We start from the raw sequence: 18970 nt of genomic DNA, 5'->3' as shown, positions 1-18970 counted from the left end.
ATTCTGGTAAATAACGCTACAGAGTTGGTGAGGTTTACTGGTGACAAACGAAGAACTGTTGCAAATTCTTGAACAAGCTGCTATGGAAAAAGTAACAGAGCTAGACCTCTCTGACAATCAACTGGGCAGCCTGCCGCCAGAGATCAGCCAACTCTCCAACTTGACAAGGCTATACCTCGATAACAATCAACTGGGCAGCCTGCCGCCAGAAATCTGCCAACTCTCCCAACTGACAACGCTAGACCTCTCTAACAATCAACTGGGCAGCCTGCCGCCAGAAATCTGCCAACTCTCCCAACTGACAACGCTATACCTCCATAACAATCAACTGGGCAGCCTGCCGCCAGAAATCTACCAACTCTCCCAACTGACAACGCTATACCTCCATAACAATCAACTGGGCAGCCTGCCGCCAGAAATCTGCCAACTCTCCCAACTGACAAGGCTATACCTCTCTAACAATCAACTGGGCAGCCTGCCGCCAGAAATCTGCCAACTCTCCCAACTGACTGAGCTATACCTCCATAACAATCAACTGGGCAGCCTGCCGCCAGAAATCTGCCAACTCTCCCAACTGACAACGCTATACCTCTCTGACAATCCATTAACTTCGCCGCCACCTGAGATTGTCGAGCAAGGAACACAGGCAATTTTGACCTATCTTCGAGAACGGTTAGAGGGTAGTCAACAGCAGTGGGTTTCCAAACTGCTAGTCGTTGGTGAAGGGGGTGTAGGTAAGACATCTTTATTAAGAGCATTACGCGGTGAAGAGTTTGACACCCAAGAATCCACTACCCACGGCATTGAAATTAAATCCTTTGAACTAACTCATCCCACAAAAGCAGATACAAGAATGCATCTGAAAACCTGGGACTTTGGGGGACAGGAAATCTATCACGCAACCCATCAATTCTTTCTCACTAACCGCTCTTTATTCTTACTCGCCTGGAATGCCCGACTGGGATTTGAGCAAGGTAAACTCTACTACTGGCTAGATACAATCAAAGCCCTAGCCCCGGAATCTCCGATTTTACTTGTCGCCACCCACATCGACGAACGAGATGCAGACCTTCCCCTGGCTGAGTTACGCCGCAAATACCCTCAGATAGTTGAACACTGTAAAATTAGCTCTAAAATTCACCTCGGCGTTGAACAACTTCGCCAAACAATCGCAGAAGCATCTGCCAAGTTACCTTTGATGGGTGAAATCTGGCCTACCACCTGGCTAAATGCTGCCAATGCCATTCGCACCCACCCAAAAAAACAAATCACACCACAACAATTGTGGGACATCATGGCTGAGTCCAAAGTTGCTGACATTAGCAAGGAAGTGCTAGCGCGATGGCTGCATGAATTAGGTGAAATTCTTTACTTCCAAGACAACGAAGAACTTAACGATACTGTTATCCTCAAACCCCAGTGGGTGACAGAATATATCAGCAAAGTACTGGAAAGCGAAGAAGTAATCAAGCGCGTTGGCATTTTCACCCGTCAGGAAATGGCTCAACTTTGGCGTGACTTAGAGCCATCAATGCGCGACCACTTTTTGCATCTAATGGAGCGTTTTGACCTTTCCTACCGCACTCAAGAAAACCGGGATATCAGTTTGGTTGTTGAACGCTTGCCCTTCGACCCGCCTAACTATGAACAGAAATGGCAGCAAATAAAACAATCAAGCGAGTGCCACGAAATTTCGATGAAATTTCAACTCAATACCATTCTTGCGGGTATTCCCACTTGGTTTATTGCGCGTCAACACCGCTTCACAACCAACACCCATTGGCGAAATGGTGTCCTGTTTGCTGATACACCAGAGCAAAAACATTTAGCTTTAGTGCAAGCATTTCCTCATGAACGCTACTTGCAATTAACAGTCCGGGGAGCATACCCGCTGAATTTCTTTGTACTCCTCAAGGATGGTATCGAAAAGACGCTTGAACGGTTTCCCGGATTGCAAATTCAACGCAAAATTCCCTGTCTTGGTCATAATAGTCAACCTTGCTCCCACGAGTTTGACTACGAACAAGTACAGAAGCGATTGCAAAAACAGAAACTCACAATTGAATGCCCAGAAGCCACAGAAGACGAAGATGTATCAGTAACAGCACTATTACAGGGATTATATTGGACTAAACAAGATGCAGTTTTAGATAGTCTCAACGATTTAAAGAATAGAGTTGATAAAGGTAATGATGATATTAAAAATAAACTGGATAATCTTTTAGAACTGACGCAACGAGAATTTACTAATGCATTCCGCCGCGAACAATCAAAAATAGATTCTCATTGTCCTAATGTGTTTGTCCTGCGTCCGCATGGCAGTAAAGTTTGGAAGCAAGCTATAGCTGGACAAAAATTATATTTACAACTTTATTGCCAAGCACCAGGCTGTTGGCATCCCACCCAAGAAGGCGGTTTATACGAAATTAATGAACCTGCTAAATGGCTAAGAGCAACTGCACCCTATATTAGTAGGTTATTTCGCGTTTTGAAATATGCCGCACCCATAGTTGGTCCTTGGCTGGGTGTAGTAGATCCTAAAGAATATGAAACGCTATTCAAAAATGATTTAGAACTATTTAAAGAACTAGCAGCAAAATTACCTGAACTCAAAGAATCTGAAGATTTAGAATTAGCAGATAAAATTGCTAGAGGTGAAGATTTAGATCCAGAACGTGTCGATGGTGCTGCTTTGCGTGCCTTGCGCCAACTATTAGAAGAAAAAGATCCACAGCAGCATTGGGGTGGATTAAAAAATACCTTAACTCCAGAGGGACATTATCTATGGCTATGCGAACACCACGCAGCAGAATACAAACGCTAACACAATTGTCAATTTTGATTTAATTTTAGAAACTTGATTCATTAGAGCTTTTCTGAAGTAAATCTTAACTTTATAGGATAATCCGGTTTAGTTAAACCCAAAAAACTAAATTATGTAGGTTGGGTTGAGGAACAAAACCCAACGTTTCAAAACTTTGTTGGGTTTCACTCTGTTTAACCCAACCTACAATTATTCTTAACTATTCATCGTGAGTTTATTACGGCAAAAATATTTACTTTCGTTATCTTTAATCACCTTGTGCCATAACATAACGCCACGTACTACAACGCGGATAACCCACACAACGCACTAGCTCACCTACTTCATATTTTGTTTAGAAATAGCCTCTAAATAGCCCTATAGACAGAGGGAGCACCTAAAAAAAATACTTAGCATTAAAAGATATACTTGTAACCAATTTATTACTAAAATTAAGATACTTAAGTTAATATCTACCGTTTTACAAATATTAGGATCATGAAGTTTAAAGACTGGGCGACTAGAGTCATGCTAATTTGTCTAATGTTCGCCGCTTTAATTTTGGTGCTGCTTGCAGGAAAAGGGACACAATTACAAAGTAATACGCCAACATCGAATCCAGAAAATATAAGCTGGAGTCAATATCCAAAGGCGCAATTGCAATCAGCAAAAAATCAAGGAAACGAGTCTAAAAAAGTCGTTAAATCCCCAGTCAAGACGAACAAAGCTGTAACAAGGTACAGTACAACTGAGGCTTTTGCACAATACAGACCTAGTTATGAAATTGCTGCTGTTAACCCCAGCAACTATGGAGAACGCTACGCCAAAGATATTAACGGCGCACCTCTCAACAACGAAGCAATTGTAGTACTCCATGAAACTGGTTATTCTGCTTCCAGCGCGATTAATTTTTTTCAAGCATCCCACAATGATGAAAGTGTTCAAGCGAGTTACCACACTTTAATCAAGTTAGATGGAACGATTATTTATCTAGTACCGCCAGAAAAGCGAGCTTTCGGAGCAGCTAACTCAGTATTTGATAGTCCTGATGGGTCTGAAACTGTGAAGACTAATCCAGATTTACCGCCATCTGTAAATAATTTTGCATATCACGTTTCTTTAGAAACACCGCCAGATAGTTATAATAGCAGCCAACAAGCCCATAGTGGTTACACGGAAGCTCAATATAATTCTCTAGCCTGGTTAATTGCTCAAAGTCAAGTGCCAGACGATCGCATCACCACTCATCAGCAAGTAGACCGTTCAGGTCAAAAAGTTGACCCAATAAATTTTGACTCTGACAAATTCCTCAGCTTGCTTCATACCTATCGCCAAGCCAAACCAATTTACAGAGTCAACTAAAAGAAGATGGGAGTTATACGTTTCTCTTTGAGATTATTACAATCAAGCAGAGCAAAGGATCTGTTGACCCTTGACTATTTACTAAAGCTATAAATTTGCTGCGTCTCCAGGCGATCGCTCAGCGATGACGGTAGTATACCATCCAAGAAGATCTGCCGATCTAGTTGGACTTGTAAATTACTCAGAGGGTCACAACCAGGAGAAATCAAAAATTCTAGCTTCTGGATGTAAGGCAAATTTACTAAATTGTCCAAAATTTGGAAGATGGCTTGCAAGTAAGGATGTCCACTCTGCTGATACCAATCGCTGGTCGCAACTTTTGGTTGATCAAAACCCAAGTGTACTGTTAAGGCTGGCTCGTCAAACAAAGCGATCGCTAAGGGACGCGCCTCTTCCTGCAACAATAAATCATGAGTTCTCGCTAAATGCCGTATTTTCTCTAAGCGTTCATAACGTTCAGTCACCGCTTCTGGGTCATCTTGCCAATGAATTGCCACTGTTACTAGATAAGTTTGTAACAGCATGTGACCGAGCTTTTTCGCTTTTGTCGCCAAGTAGTACGAATTGTAGTCATTCGCTTCAATCAACAACGGTACGCGGTCAACTACTTCCAACCCATAGCCTTTAACCCCGGCAATTTTGCGAGGATTATTAGTAATCAGGCGAATCTTTTTAATGCCCAAGTCCATGAGCATTTGCGCTCCCATCCCGTAGTCGCGCAGGTCAGCAGGAAAGCCTAAACGCTCGTTCGCCTCAACTGTATCCAGTCCCATATCTTGCAAAGAGTAGGCTTTCAGCTTATTAATCAGCCCTATTCCTCGTCCTTCTTGCCGCAGGTATACAACTACACCTTGACCTGCACTTTCAATCATTTTCAGTGCTGCCTGTAGTTGCATCCGACAGTCGCAGCGCAAAGAACCCAAAGCGTCACCAGTTAAGCATTCAGAATGCATCCGCACCATCACTGGCTCATCTTTAAAGTTAGCTGGATCACCCTTGACAATGGCAACGTGTTCTGTATTATCCAGAGTGTGGCGATAGGCGTAAATTTCAAACTGACCGAACTGACTAGGCAGCTTAGTCACAACTTCGCGATACACTAGGCGATCGTGTTGGAGGCGATAACTAATTAAATCCGCAATACTAATAATTTTTAGATTGTGATGTTGAGCATATTCAATTAACTGCTGCAACCGCGCCATTGAACCATCAGGGTTTTGAATTTCGCAAATTACCCCAGCTGGATATAGCCCTGCTAGTCGAGATAAGTCTACAGCTGCTTCTGTATGCCCTGCCCGTTTTAGTACGCCTCCCTCCCTAGCTCGAATCGGGAAAATATGACCAGGACGACGCAAATCTAAAGGTTTTGTAGCTGGGTTGAGAGTAACCTGGATAGTGCGGGCGCGGTCTTCTGCTGAGATGCCAGTGCTGACGCCTAAATGTGGCCCAGCATCAATACTGACAGTGAAGGCAGTCTGGTTAGTATCTGTAATATTGCTCACCATCAATGGTAAGTCTAGTTCATCGAGGCGATCGCCAGTCATGGCTAAACAAATCAACCCTCTAGCTTCCACCGCCATGAAATTAATCATGTCAGGTGTGGCAAATTGGGCAGCACAAATCAAATCGCCTTCATTTTCTCTATTTTCGTCATCGACCACTACAACGACGCGACCAGATTTGAGGTCTGCCAAGGCGGCATCAATCGAATCAAATTTAAAAGCTTGGGTAGTCTTAGGCTGTGACACAGAAGAATTCCAGCTACCTAACGTAAATTTTTTTAACAATTTCTTCTTTTTGATTGTAGCTCCTTTATAAGGCAGAGAAGTAGACTAGCAATGATTTGATAATATGGCAAAAATTTCCATCAATAAAAATTTTTGGGGTTTAGTACCAAAGTGGGGCGAAATTTGAATACTCACTTTGTGGAGTTAAGGGTCAAGAGTCAAGAGTCAAGGGTTAAGGGTCAAGGGTCTCTGGACTTTTGAACGCCACTTGCTTTAAGCCGGGAAACCCGTCCAACGCAGTGGCTCCTTTGGACTCCCCGGAACGAAGGAAGGGGCGTTTTATGCGCCGCGCGTCTGGTCGCTGATATGTTGATAGCTGAGAACGAATTAACCATTCATGGGATAAGGATTTCAGATCATGGGCAAATTTAGACGCGTACCCGTTGGGATTGTTGGCGCGTCAGGCTATGGCGGAGTACAGTTAGTCCGACTACTAATGGATCATCCAGAAGTAGAACTGGTTTATTTGGGCGATGAGAATAGCGCCGGGAAACCCTTTACTAATCTGTACCCGCATCTGGCTCATGCATTTAACCTACCAATAGAAGCGATAGAGCCAGAAATAATTGCTCACCGCTGTGAAGTAGTGTTCCTCTCTTTACCAAATGGTTTGGCTTGCCAAATCGTACCCAAACTTTTAGAAAAAGGATGTAAAGTACTGGATCTGAGTGCAGACTATCGGTTCAGTGATTTAGCAACTTATACAGCTTGGTATGGTATACCGAGAAATGATCGCGCAACTGCTGCCACAGCAATTTATGGACTACCAGAACTGTATCGCGATCGCATTGCCGAAGCCCAACTAATTGGCTGTCCCGGTTGCTATCCCACCGCCAGCCTTCTGGCACTTTCGCCACTGCTGAAACAAGGCTTAATCGTACCAGAAACAGCCATTATCGACGCCAAGTCGGGCACATCTAGCAGCGGACGGCAAGCCAAAACCGACTTGTTGCTAGCCGAAGCAGACAACTCCTTAGCAGCTTATGGTGTAACCCGTCACCGCCACACCCCAGAAATCGAGCAAATCTGCAGTGACTTAGCTGGTCACGAACTCATGATCCAATTCACACCGCACCTTGTCCCAATGGTGCGCGGCATTTTAGCTACCATATATGCCACACTACGCGATCCCGGACTAGTGCGAGATGATTTAATCACGATTTTTACCGCTTTTTACCGTAATTCACCTTGGATAAAAATCTGTGATAGCGGAGTTTATCCTCAAACCAAGTGGGCAAGTGGCAGCAATCTTTGCTACATCGGTTTAGAGGTTGACCCACGTACTGGTCGGGTAATTGTGATGTCAGTAATCGATAACTTAATTAAAGGACAAGCCGGCCAAGCGATTCAATGCCTGAACCTAATGATGGGCTGGGATGAAACTTTGGGGTTGCCCAAGTTGGGGTTTTATCCATGATTGGGGAATGGGCATTGGAGACTGGGGATTGGAAGAAATTGTTTCATTTTTCCCCCCTGCCCCTCTGCTCCTCCGCTCCCCTGCTCCCCCTCCTCTTACTTCGGCCCTAAACCTACAGCACCAGCATAGAGGGCGCGATCGCCTAGTTCATCTTCAATACGCAGCAAGCGATTGTATTTTGCTACCCGTTCGCTGCGGCATAGAGAACCTGTTTTGATTTGACCGGCACGAGTTGCCACGGAGAGGTCGGCGATCGTTGTGTCTTCGGTTTCACCAGAACGATGGCTGATTACTGAACGAAAACCGTTGCGAGTCGCCAAATCAATCGTTTCTAAGGTTTCGGTGAGCGAACCAATTTGATTGAGTTTAATCAAAATAGCGTTACCAGCTTTTTCTTGAATGCCTCTTTGCAAGCGAGTAGCGTTAGTCACAAACAGGTCATCCCCTACCAACTGCACCCGCGAACCTAACTTCTGAGTGAGCAATTGCCAACTTTGCCAGTCTTCTTCATGCAACCCATCCTCAATTGATATAATGGGATATTGGTCAACTAATTGCGCTAAATAATCAATAAACTCTGTAGGAGCGTGAGGTTTACCATCATAGACATATTGCCCATTCTTATAAAACTCACTAGCTGCCACATCCAACGCCAAAGCAACTTGTTCTCCTGGCTTGTAACCAGCTTTCTCAATGGCAGCAATCAACAATTCTAAAGCCACCTGATTGGACTCTAGATTAGGAGCAAAGCCACCTTCATCGCCCACACCAGTGAGCAAACCCTTCTCATCCAATACCTGGCTGAGAGTGGCAAATACCTCTGCACCCCAGCGCAAAGCTTCCCGAAAGGAAGATGCGCCAATTGGGACAATCATAAACTCTTGAAAATCTACGTTGTTTGACGCGTGTGCGCCACCGTTAATCACGTTCATTAAGGGCACTGGCAACAAATTCGCTAAAGGCCCACCTAAATAGCGATATAGGGGAATTGCCAGAGATTCAGCGCCAGCTTTCGCTGCTGCTAAAGAAACCGCCAAAATTGCATTAGCTCCCAAATTAGATTTGTTAGCAGAACCATCCAAAGCAATCATTGTTCGGTCTAGCAGTTCTTGGTTGAGGGCATCCAGGTTTAACAATTTCGGAGCAAGTGCCTCCTTGATATTTTGCACTGCCTTGAGTACTCCTTTGCCCCCATAACGACTTTTATCGCCATCACGCAGTTCGTGGGCTTCAAAAGTGCCAGTAGAAGCACCACTAGGAACCTGTGCCAGTCCTACAACACCGTTGACCAAATGTACTTCAGCTTCAACTGTTGGTCTGCCTCGTGAATCGAGAATTTCGCGGGCAGCGATCGCCTCGATTGTAGTATCTAGAATGTTACTCATCTGTAGTTCGTCCTTTGTATTCTTTTACTTCGAGTGAGTTCTCAGCGCCGATCGCATCTAGTCCAGTGGCTAACCCAATCGCTAGCATAGGCGTTAAGGAGACTTTATTGGCTGAGATTAAAGAAGATTTCCAATGATTGGTCAAGGGTCAAGGGTTAAGAGGCAGAGGGGAAGACTTACTGTAACTTCCCCTCTGCTCCCCTGCTCCCACCTTCCACTCCCCCATTCTCAGTCCCCAAGCTTTGTAAAATGTTGGCAGATAATAATACTGAACTGAGTACAGATAAAAGGTCAATATGCGATTACTACATACAATGCTAAGAGTAGGCAATCTTGAAGAATCCTTGAAGTTCTACTGTGAAGTCCTGGGAATGAAATTACTCCGACGAAAAGATTATCCGGGTGGAGAATTTACCCTGGCTTTTGTTGGTTACGGTGATGAAAGCGATCATACAGTGCTCGAACTAACCTACAACTGGGGAGTAGAAAAGTACGAATTGGGTAATGCTTACGGTCATATTGCCCTTGGTGTTGATGATATTTACGCCACATGTGAGGAAATCCGAAATCATGGCGGTAAAGTTGTACGAGAACCAGGCCCAATGAAACACGGTTCGACAGTAATTGCTTTTGTAGAAGATCCAGATGGGTATAAAGTTGAACTGATTCAGCTGGGCACTCAAGGGTCAGCAGCAAAACAGGAATCACAAGAACAACTTGTGAGCCAGTAATTCCGAGGAAAGAATTATAGCAGGACTTACGCAAGAACTCTCTGAAACTCTTATTCCTTTGCGTCCTTCTCTACGAGACGCTGCGCGTTGGCGGAAGCCTCTCGTAGAGAAGGCCGTTCGTTTTTCCCTAATTTTGCGTAAGCCCTAACTAGGTGATCAAGTTGAGTATGAAGTAATGCAGCAAAGAATACATTTGTAAAAATTGTTAAATAGAAGTTTAGTAAATTGCACCATTAGCATCTGAACACAATTAGCGATCGCTCTACTTGGTACTATCTAGCAAAGTCAGCTGAGAACAGTGTTTTCGTTTTAAATTAGAAATATAGATAATGGATCAAACTATCACCAACTATCAACCCAAAGTTGCCACTGAAGATACACGCGGATATACGCCAACAATGTTTGGATAATTGGGGAGTACCATTACAACCACTTACCAAGCCCTACTCTCTGGGATAATCCCCAATCCCTAAACTAAAAAATCCCAAAGCTAAAATCCTAAAAATGCAACCTACAGATCCCAATAAATTTACTGATAAAGCCTGGGAAGCAATTGTTAAATCTCAGGATATAGTCCGTGCTTATCAACAACAGCAACTAGATGTTGAACATTTAATTATTGCTCTTTTAGAAGAACCCACTAGTATAGCAATCCGTATCCTCGCTCGCTCTGAGGTCGATCCGATTCGCTTACAACAGCAACTTGAAGCATTTACTCAACGTCAACCCAAAGTTGGTAAAAGCGATCAGCTCTATCTTGGTCGCAGCTTAGATGTTTTACTAGACCGAGCCGAAGAAATTAGAGTTAAGTTGAAAGATTCCTACGTCTCTGTGGAACATATTCTTCTGGCTTTTGCTGATGACGATCGCATTGGGCGGCGAGTTCTAAAAGGCTTTAACGTAGACATTGCCAAGCTAGAAGCTGCTATTAAAACTATTCGGGGCAGCCAAAAAGTGACAGATCAAAGTCCAGAATCCCGTTATGAAGCTTTACAAAAGTTTGGCAGAGATTTGACAGAACAGGCAAAAGCTGGAAAACTCGATCCGGTAATTGGACGGGATGACGAAATTCGTCGGGTAATCCAGGTATTGTCTCGTCGCAGCAAGAATAACCCGGTGTTAATTGGTGAACCTGGGGTAGGTAAAACTGCGATCGCTGAAGCATTAGCGCAGCGCATGGTAAACGGTGACGTTCCCGAATCTCTGAAAAACCGTCAACTTATCTCTTTAGATATTGGCAGTTTGATTGCTGGGGCAAAATACCGGGGTGAATTTGAAGATCGCCTGAAATCTGTACTCCGGGAAGTTACCGAATCTAATGGTGACATTGTGCTATTTATTGACGAACTCCACACCGTAGTCGGTACTGGTTCTAGTCAACAAGGAGCGATGGATGCGGGAAATTTACTCAAACCAATGTTGGCCCGGGGCGAACTGCGTTGCATCGGTGCAAGTACCTTGGATGAATACCGCAAACACATCGAAAAAGATGCGGCACTAGAACGCCGCTTTCAGCAAGTATTTGTAGATCAACCCAGCGTAGAAAATACTATTTCCATTCTTCGGGGATTAAAAGAACGCTACGAAGTACATCACAACGTGAAAATTTCTGATTCAGCCCTGGTAGCAGCAGCAACTCTGTCAGCGCGTTACATTTCTGACCGCTTCTTACCAGATAAAGCCATTGACTTGGTAGATGAAGCAGCGGCAAAGTTGAAAATGGAAATTACCTCCAAACCAGCGGAATTAGAAACTATTGACCGCCGTCTGATGCAGCTAGAAATGGAAAAGCTGTCATTAGCTGGAGAAGAAAAGGGTACTGCTCAAACCAGAGAGCGTTTGGAACGTATTGAGCAGGAAATTGCTAAATTGACGATTAAACAGCAGAAATTTAATGAGCAATGGCAAGGTGAAAAGCAGCTATTGGAAGCTATTAGCACCTTAAAGAAAGAAGAAGATGCCTTGCGCGTGCAAATTGAACAAGCAGAACGCGACTACGATTTAAACAAAGCTGCCCAATTGAAGTATGGCAAATTGGAAGGAATGCAGCGCGATCGCGAAGCCAAAGAAATCAAACTTTTAGAAATTCAAAGCAAAGGTTCTACCTTACTGCGAGAACAAGTCATCGAAGCCGATATTGCCGAAATTGTCGCTAAATGGACAGGAATTCCTGTAAATCGCCTGTTGGAATCAGAACGGCAAAAATTGCTGCAATTAGAGCACCATTTGCATGAACGAGTTATTGGGCAACAGGAAGCTGTCGCAGCAGTATCAGCAGCAATTCGTCGCGCCCGTGCTGGGATGAAAGACCCATCTCGTCCCATTGGTTCATTTTTGTTCATGGGGCCCACTGGTGTGGGTAAAACTGAACTCGCCCGTGCTTTAGCTCAGTTTCTCTTTGATTCTGATGATGCCTTAGTGCGCCTGGATATGTCTGAGTATATGGAAAAACACTCAGTTTCCCGGCTGGTAGGAGCGCCTCCAGGATACATCGGCTATGAAGAAGGCGGTCAACTTTCCGAGGCTGTTCGCCGCCGTCCCTATTCGGTGGTGCTATTAGATGAAGTTGAAAAGGCTCACCCCGATGTGTTCAATATTTTGTTGCAAGTCCTAGATGATGGGAGAATTACTGATTCGCAGGGGAGAACAGTAGATTTTCGTAACAGCGTCATTGTCATGACTAGTAACATCGGCAGTGAGTACATCTTGGATGTTTCAGGTGATGACACCAAGTATGAAATGATGCGGGTTCGGGTGACGGATGCGTTGCGATCGCACTTCCGCCCCGAATTTCTCAACCGCGTCGATGATATTATTCTCTTCCATACCCTCAGTCGCACAGAAATGCGGCACATCATCCGCATTCAACTTAAACGAGTAGAAAATCTCCTCCGAGAGCAAAAAATCTCTTTCGAGATATCACAACCTGCCTGTGATTACCTTGTAGAAACAGGCTACGATCCAGTTTACGGCGCACGCCCACTTAAACGGGCAATTCAGCGAGAAGTCGAAAACCCCATCGCCACCAAGTTGCTAGAAAATACTTTTATCGCTGGAGACACGATTTTCATTGATAAAGGTGAAAATGGTCTATCATTTAGCAAAAAATCGTCTGTTAAGGTGTCAGTTTCAAAAACAACTGTCAAGTTGTTAGAGCCATCACCTGAACCGTAAAACTAGCCTAAGAAGACAGGAGTCAGGAGCCAGAATAATTTCTCCTGACTGCCTATTACTGGGTAATTGACAATACAGCGAATAAAATAGCAAGAGCCGATTTACTCACCCAGAAGTGCTGATTATGAAAGCAATCCAAGCTCTTGCTCGTTATTTCCCGGATAAATGTGGTGGTATTCAAGTAAACCTGAATGAGTTACTGCCACAACTAAGTTCGCATAATATTGACATCCAAATAGCAGCGGCTAGTAACGGTTCCCAAAAAGAAGATACTTGTAAACATAACGACGTAGAAGTTTATCGATATCCTGTCTTTCCAGCACCCAAAACACAACCCAATCATGGACAATTTCCACATGGTAAATTTGAATATTTCGCTAATTGGTTAACCAGCCAAAAAGCAGATATATATCATCAACATCATTGGGAGGCATATTGTGGATTACCCCATTTACGTTTAGCTAAAGAATTAGGCATATCAACAGTGGTAACAATCCACTATCCTCTACCTATTTGCCAGCGGACTACCTTAATGTTTAACGGGCAACAAGTCTGTGATGGCAAAATCGATGTAGTGCGTTGTTCTCAGTGTGCCGATACTTTAAGCAGTAAACTACCTGCGGCAATGGTCAAAACTTTCAGCCATTTGCCTATGTCTGTCCTAAGTCAATTACCTTTGCCCACAAGTGCCTATCTACCTGCTTCAGTAGACGAGGAATTAGGGCGGTTTGTACGTCCTTTTGTCGTACCTGGTTATGTCAATGCCCGTCTACAAAGTTTACTAGAAATGGCAAAATTTGCCGATCGCATCATAGCAGTGTGTGATTGGCTCTATAAAGCTCTACTCATCAACGGCATCCCTGAAGAAAAACTTGTTCTCTGCCGCTATGGAATTGGTTACGCTACACAAGAAACACCACTAGCACATAAGCAATCTATCCCTTTAAAAGTAGTTTTTTTAGGACGCTGGGATATATATAAAGGCATCGATATCTTAGTACAAGCAGTTAAAGATTTACCTGCGGAAATTCCCATTGAGTTAATAATTCATGGAATAGCGCAGGATGAACGATATCGCCAAACAATTTTTAACCTAATCGGCAACGATCCTCGGATTCGTGTAGAAAAACAACTAACAAGAGAAGAACTGCCCAAGGCTATGGCCAATTACGATATACTGGCTGTGCCCTCTCAATGGCTGGAAACTGGCCCTTTAGTCGTACTAGAAGCCCATGCCCTATCTTTACCTGTAATCGGTTCCAATTTAGGCGGGATCGCAGAACTGGTAAGACATGGCATTGATGGTTGGTTAGTCACTGCTAACGATACCAAGGCTTGGACTGAGAGCCTTCGGCTGTTAGCAACAGATGCAAATTTACTGAATAAATTACGCCAAGGTATTAAACCAGTTCGTACTCTAGATATGCAAGCTGCGGAAATAGCCGCCCTATATAACAACCTGCAACGGTAGTTTCAACAGCATTTATGATTGATGGTAGTGAAATCCGAATAAAATGAAGAGGCATTCCTTACCTAAGACAACAGAGGAATCGCGGAAAATTGATCCTCAGAATTATCTCTGCAACTAACACAGACGGATAACCATGCTAGAACAAGGTACTATCAGTATTCATACTGAGAATATTTTCCCAATTATCAAGAAGTCGCTCTACTCAGATCACCAAATCTTCTTGCGGGAACTGGTATCCAACGCTGTAGATGCCATTCAAAAACTGAAAATGGTATCTCAAGCCGGGGAGTATGGTGGAGACATCGGCGAACCAGAAATTGAAATCGCCATCGACAAAAATAACAAGACTCTCTCTATTTCCGACAATGGTATCGGAATGACAGCAGAGGAAGTGAAAAAATACATCAATCAGGTTGCCTTCTCCAGTGCTGAAGAATTTATTCACAAGTATCAAGGCAAATCAGATCAACCAATTATCGGTCACTTCGGTCTTGGCTTCTACTCCTCGTTCATGGTGGCGCAAAAAGTTGAAATTGATACCCTTTCCTACCAAGAAGGAGCGCAGGCGGTTCATTGGACTTGCGATGGTTCTCCAGAATTTACCCTAGAAGATTCATCCCGTACAACTCGCGGTACTACTATTACCCTGACTCTGCAAGGAGAAGAGGAAGAATTTTTAGAAGCGGCACGCATTAAGAATCTTGTCAAGACTTACTGTGACTTCATGCCAGTGCCAATTAAATTGGAAGGTGAAGTCTTAAATCGGCAAAAAGCACCGTGGCGTGAGTCACCAAGTAGTCTGAGTCAAGAAGATTATTTAGAGTTTTACCGCTACCTGTATCCTTTTCAGGAAGAACCGCTGTTGTGGGTGCATCTGAATACAGATTATCCCTTTATCATCAACGGTATTCTGTATTTTCCGAAAATGAAGCCCGATGTAGATGTTACTAAAGGGCAGATCAAACTATTTTGCAATCAAGTTTTTGTTAGCGATAACTGCGAAGAAATTATCCCGCAATTTTTAACACCGATGCGGGGTGTGATTGATAGCAGTGATATTCCCTTGAATGTGTCGCGTAGTGCATTGCAAGGCGATCGCACCGTACGGCGAATTGGTGATTATATTGCCAAAAAAGTAGGCGATCGCCTCAAAGAACTTTTCCGCGACAACCGCGAACAATACATTAGTGCTTGGAAAGACCTCGGAACTTTTGTCAAATTTGGTGTTCTCAACGACGAGAAATTCAAAAAACAAATCGAAGATATCATCGTTTTTCGCACCACCGCCAAACTTACAGACAAACCTGCTGCCGAAACTCCAGCAGTTGAAGTACAGTCCTCAGAAGGGGATGCGTGGCAAGATGTTACTCCTGCATCATCCAATTCTGAGAACTCAGCACCCAGCGCTCCCTATACGACGCTGAAAGAGTATTTAGAACGCAACAAAGAACGCCACGAAAATCGGGTTTTCTACAGCACCGATGAAGCAACCCAAGCTACCTATGTAGAATTGCACAAAAACCAAGGTTTAGAAGTCCTGTTTATGGACTCCTTCATCGACACCCACTTTATCAACTTCTTAGAGCGGGAATATCAGGATGTTAAGTTTACACGGGTAGACTCCGACTTAGATAATACCTTGTTGGAACAAGACAAAGCGACGGAAATTGTTGATCCCAAAACCAACAAAACCCGGAGTGAGGTCATCAAAGAGTTATTTGAGAAATCCCTCAACAAACCCAAACTCAACATCCGTACCGAAGCTTTAAAAGCCGATAATCCCCAAGGAACACCACCTGCGATCGTGCTACTACCAGAGATTCTCCGCCGCCTGCGGGAAATGAACGCTATGATGCAGCAGCAAACAGCAGAGTTTCCCGAAGACCACATTTTGCTGGTGAATACTGCTCACCCGCTGATTCAAAACTTAGCGAATCTCAACCAAGGTACTATCATCCAAGGTGACGCTCAATCGCCTACAAATCAGTTGGTAAATATGATTTGCCAACACGTCTATGATTTGGCACTGATGTCTCAAAAAGGCTTTGACGCTGAGGGAATGAAATCTTTCGTTGAGCGCTCAAACGAAGTACTCACCAAGCTGACGGAACAGGCTAGTAAGTAGGACAAGGGGTCAAGGGTCAAGGGTCAGTATTTATTTCCCTTGTCCTCCTTGTCCTCCTTGTCCCCTCTCTCTACCCCGGTTGCTGAGCTTACCTATGGGGAAGCAAGCTACGCGTAGCGTCTCGTAGAGAAGCCGAAGCGCTACTCCCACTCTCCCACTCCTTCCTTAACTACTTCCGCTGCCTAAGTCCTAAAATGGAAAGGCTGTATTCAAAAACTAACTGGAGATAGTTGCTATGTCTCGTCGCTGTGAACTAACTGGTAAAAAGGCCAATAACGCCTTTGCCGTTTCCCACTCCCACCGCCGCACAAAACGGCTTCAACATGCCAATCTGCAAAACAAGCGCGTTTGGTGGCAAGGTGGTAATCGCTGGGTAAAACTGAAGCTGTGTACTAAAGCAATCAAAACCCTAGAAATCAAAGGGTTGGAAGCAATGGCAAAAGAAGCTGGCATTAACCTGAACCATTACTAGACTGCTCAGCCAGCGCACCGACACCAAACCCTAATTCCTGGGTTGAAGAATATTCTCCTTAATCGCCTCCCCCTTTTGGGGAGGTTTTTAAGTTTTGATTTTAGAATCCTACTACTACTAACTGATAACTGCACTTTGGGAATTACGGGCTAAAAGACCATCTTCCATTTCTATGATGCGATCGGCTATGTCCAAGATGCGGTTGTCGTGCGTCACTAACAAGATCGTAGTTCCCTGCTCTTTGGCAAGGCTCTGCATTATTTCTACAACATCGCGTCCTGATTGCTTGTCTAAAGCTGCTGTTGGTTCGTCTGCTAGCACCAGTGGGGGACGATTCACTAAGGCGCGGGCGATCGCTATTCTTTGTTTTTGTCCACCAGAAAGATTGTCTGGATAGTAATTAATTCGTTCGTTTAAACCAACAGCCCCTAGCATACCTTCTGACTTAGATACTGCCTCAGTTTGAGATATATTTTCATTCAATTCCACCGCCATTTGCACATTTTGCCTAGCAGTCAAGAACCCCAGTAAATTATGAGCCTGGAAAATATAACCAATTTTGCGCCGCATTTGCACCAGCTTGTTCTGACTGACACCAAATAGTTCTTCACCTAGAAATTTTAAGCTTCCCTCTTGTACAGACCGCAAACCACCAATCAAGCTCAGTAATGTTGTTTTTCCTGACCCTGATGGCCCAGTCATAATTACAATCTCTCCAGCATAAATATCTAGGTTAATGTCAAATAAAATTTGTCTTTTTAGTGCGCCTTTACCGTAGTAATGATTCAGGTTTTTAATCGTAATTACTGGTTCTCTCATCATAAATTTTGTAGCTATAATTTAGCTTTTTTGAGATGGTTTAGTAAGTTTGAGGATTTATAATCTCTCAACTATAAATTATGGTTCACAATTTTTATTAGCTGTTAATAATTAATCTTGAATTTATAATATTCAAAATTAAATATTGCTTATCATCTTTAATTAAAAGATATCTGCTGGATCCGCAGAGCGTAATTTTCGTACAGCGATCGCACCAGAAATAAAGCACATTAGAATAGTCATAATTAACACCATGACCGCACGACCAAAGCTCATAAAAACTGGTAAAAGTGTAGCCTCTCTAGCCCTTTGGTAAAGAAACATCGTAAAAGTAAATCCAGGAATGTATCCTAAAACTGCTAACAATAAAGCTTCTTGTAAAATCACAATCAACAAATATCTTTGTGTATAGCCGATTGCTTTGAGAGTGGCATACTCAGCTAAATGCTCTGTAACTTCTGTATAAAGTATTTGATACACAATCACAGTTCCTACAATAAAACCCATAATTGTCCCTAGCGTGAAAATAAATCCGATCGCCGTACCACTCGCCCAGTAATTCCGCTCAAAGTCAATAAATTCTTGCTTAGTTAAAACGTTAATATCTTTAGGTAAATAGTTGCGTAAATTTTGGACAACAACTGTAGCATTTGCTCCAGGTTTCAATCTAATTAGTCCAATATCAATTAATCCTCGCTGACGATTAGTGAATATCCGTATAAAGTTAACATCACTCGTAATTAAATTACCATCTGCTCCAAAGGATGCACCTAATGTAAATAGTCCTTCTACTTTTATTTGTCTCCTTCTCACTTCTGCTGTTACTGTCTTTCCTTGCTCAAAATTAGCCGCAATTGGCCCATACTCTACCCTAGAAGAACGGTCATATAAAACTACATCAGGTAGTTTAACTTTATCTAAATTTTCTTGAACTCCAGGTAAGTTTAACAAGTTAACTTCTGGATTAATTCCAAAAATTAGGATATTACGAGGACGACCAGTTACAGGATTTTTCCAACTTGTATAGTCCAAATATATAGGATGGACTGATTGTACTTCTTGTAAATCTAAAGCCTTATACAATCGCCGTTGGGAAAAACTTTTCATCGCCAACAGAGCGTTAGATTGACTGTTGATTAAAACAATATCGCCTTGCAAGCTGGTATGGAACCGAACGTTACTATAATAAAGTGCATCTCGGAAACCAAGTTGCATAAACATTAAAATATCAGCAAAGGCAATGCCTGCCAGAGCTACGGCTAGGCGAGTTTTTTCTCTTGTCAACTGTAGCCAAGACAGAGGTATTTTTTGATTCATTTTCTAGGCTGTTAAGCAGGTAGTATCTAATTCATAAAGCATTAAATGTAAAATAATTTTTAAAACTATTTTGATTGGAGATAATTAATTTTATTAACTAATAATTA

The 18970-nt window shown here is 43.2% G+C and carries 12 protein-coding genes; 8 read left to right on the top strand and 4 right to left on the bottom strand.

Annotated elements, in window-relative coordinates; translation table 11 throughout:
• The first annotated feature begins 40 nt into the window (after nt 1–40).
• The gene (locus tag HCR01_RS22705) at nt 41–2824 is read left to right on the top strand and encodes a COR domain-containing protein (protein ID WP_193198371.1); all 2784 of its coding nucleotides are present in this window, start codon (nt 41–43) and stop codon (nt 2822–2824) included.
• Between the two features lie 477 nt (nt 2825–3301).
• Complete coding sequence (locus tag HCR01_RS22700) at nt 3302–4165, top strand: peptidoglycan recognition family protein (protein ID WP_193198370.1); 864 nt, start codon at nt 3302–3304, stop codon at nt 4163–4165.
• 74 nt (nt 4166–4239) lie between these two features.
• On the opposite strand, the gene ribBA is transcribed toward HCR01_RS22700, so the two are convergent.
• Complete coding sequence (gene ribBA, locus HCR01_RS22695) at nt 4240–5913, bottom strand: bifunctional 3,4-dihydroxy-2-butanone-4-phosphate synthase/GTP cyclohydrolase II (protein ID WP_193198369.1); 1674 nt, start codon at nt 5911–5913, stop codon at nt 4240–4242.
• Nucleotides 5914–6310: 397 nt separating this feature from the next.
• On the opposite strand from ribBA, the gene argC reads away from it, so the two are divergent.
• Complete coding sequence (argC, locus tag HCR01_RS22690) at nt 6311–7369, top strand: N-acetyl-gamma-glutamyl-phosphate reductase (protein WP_193198368.1); 1059 nt, start codon at nt 6311–6313, stop codon at nt 7367–7369.
• A 95-nt stretch (nt 7370–7464) separates the two neighbouring features.
• On the opposite strand, the gene eno is transcribed toward argC, so the two are convergent.
• A complete protein-coding gene (gene eno, locus HCR01_RS22685; protein WP_193198367.1) occupies nt 7465–8754 on the bottom strand; it encodes a phosphopyruvate hydratase in 1290 nt (429 codons plus the stop codon).
• 296 nt (nt 8755–9050) lie between these two features.
• Between eno and gloA the strand changes: the two genes are divergently transcribed.
• From gloA to rpmB, 5 genes are all read left to right on the top strand, one after another.
• Entirely contained in the window at nt 9051–9485 is a 435-nt protein-coding gene (gene gloA / locus HCR01_RS22680; protein ID WP_162399364.1) for a lactoylglutathione lyase, read from the top strand.
• Nucleotides 9486–9989: 504 nt separating this feature from the next.
• Nucleotides 9990–12659 carry an ATP-dependent chaperone ClpB gene (gene clpB / locus HCR01_RS22675; protein WP_193198366.1) on the top strand — a complete coding sequence of 890 codons (2670 nt, stop codon included), beginning with the start codon at nt 9990–9992 and terminating at the stop codon, nt 12657–12659.
• Between the two features lie 124 nt (nt 12660–12783).
• On the top strand, nt 12784–14130 hold the full coding sequence (locus HCR01_RS22670; RefSeq protein WP_193198365.1) for a glycosyltransferase: 1347 nt from the start codon (nt 12784–12786) through the stop codon (nt 14128–14130).
• Nucleotides 14131–14263: 133 nt separating this feature from the next.
• Nucleotides 14264–16255 carry a molecular chaperone HtpG gene (gene htpG / locus HCR01_RS22665; RefSeq protein WP_193198364.1) on the top strand — a complete coding sequence of 664 codons (1992 nt, stop codon included), beginning with the start codon at nt 14264–14266 and terminating at the stop codon, nt 16253–16255.
• 235 nt (nt 16256–16490) lie between these two features.
• Entirely contained in the window at nt 16491–16727 is a 237-nt protein-coding gene (gene rpmB, locus HCR01_RS22660; protein ID WP_193198363.1) for a 50S ribosomal protein L28, read from the top strand.
• A 117-nt stretch (nt 16728–16844) separates the two neighbouring features.
• Here rpmB and HCR01_RS22655 read toward each other — a convergent pair whose 3' ends face one another.
• Both HCR01_RS22655 and devC read right to left on the bottom strand, forming a co-directional pair.
• Nucleotides 16845–17549, bottom strand: a complete 705-nt coding sequence (locus tag HCR01_RS22655) for a DevA family ABC transporter ATP-binding protein (protein ID WP_162399359.1) — start codon at nt 17547–17549, stop codon at nt 16845–16847.
• A 159-nt stretch (nt 17550–17708) separates the two neighbouring features.
• Nucleotides 17709–18863, bottom strand: a complete 1155-nt coding sequence (devC, locus tag HCR01_RS22650) for an ABC transporter permease DevC (protein ID WP_193198362.1) — start codon at nt 18861–18863, stop codon at nt 17709–17711.
• Between the last annotated feature and the right edge of the window lie 107 nt (nt 18864–18970).

The sequence above is a fragment of the Nostoc sp. MG11 genome (assembly GCF_014904695.1).
Lineage (GTDB): Bacteria > Cyanobacteriota > Cyanobacteriia > Cyanobacteriales > Nostocaceae > Komarekiella.
This window is presented reverse-complemented; position numbering and strand designations above follow the sequence as displayed.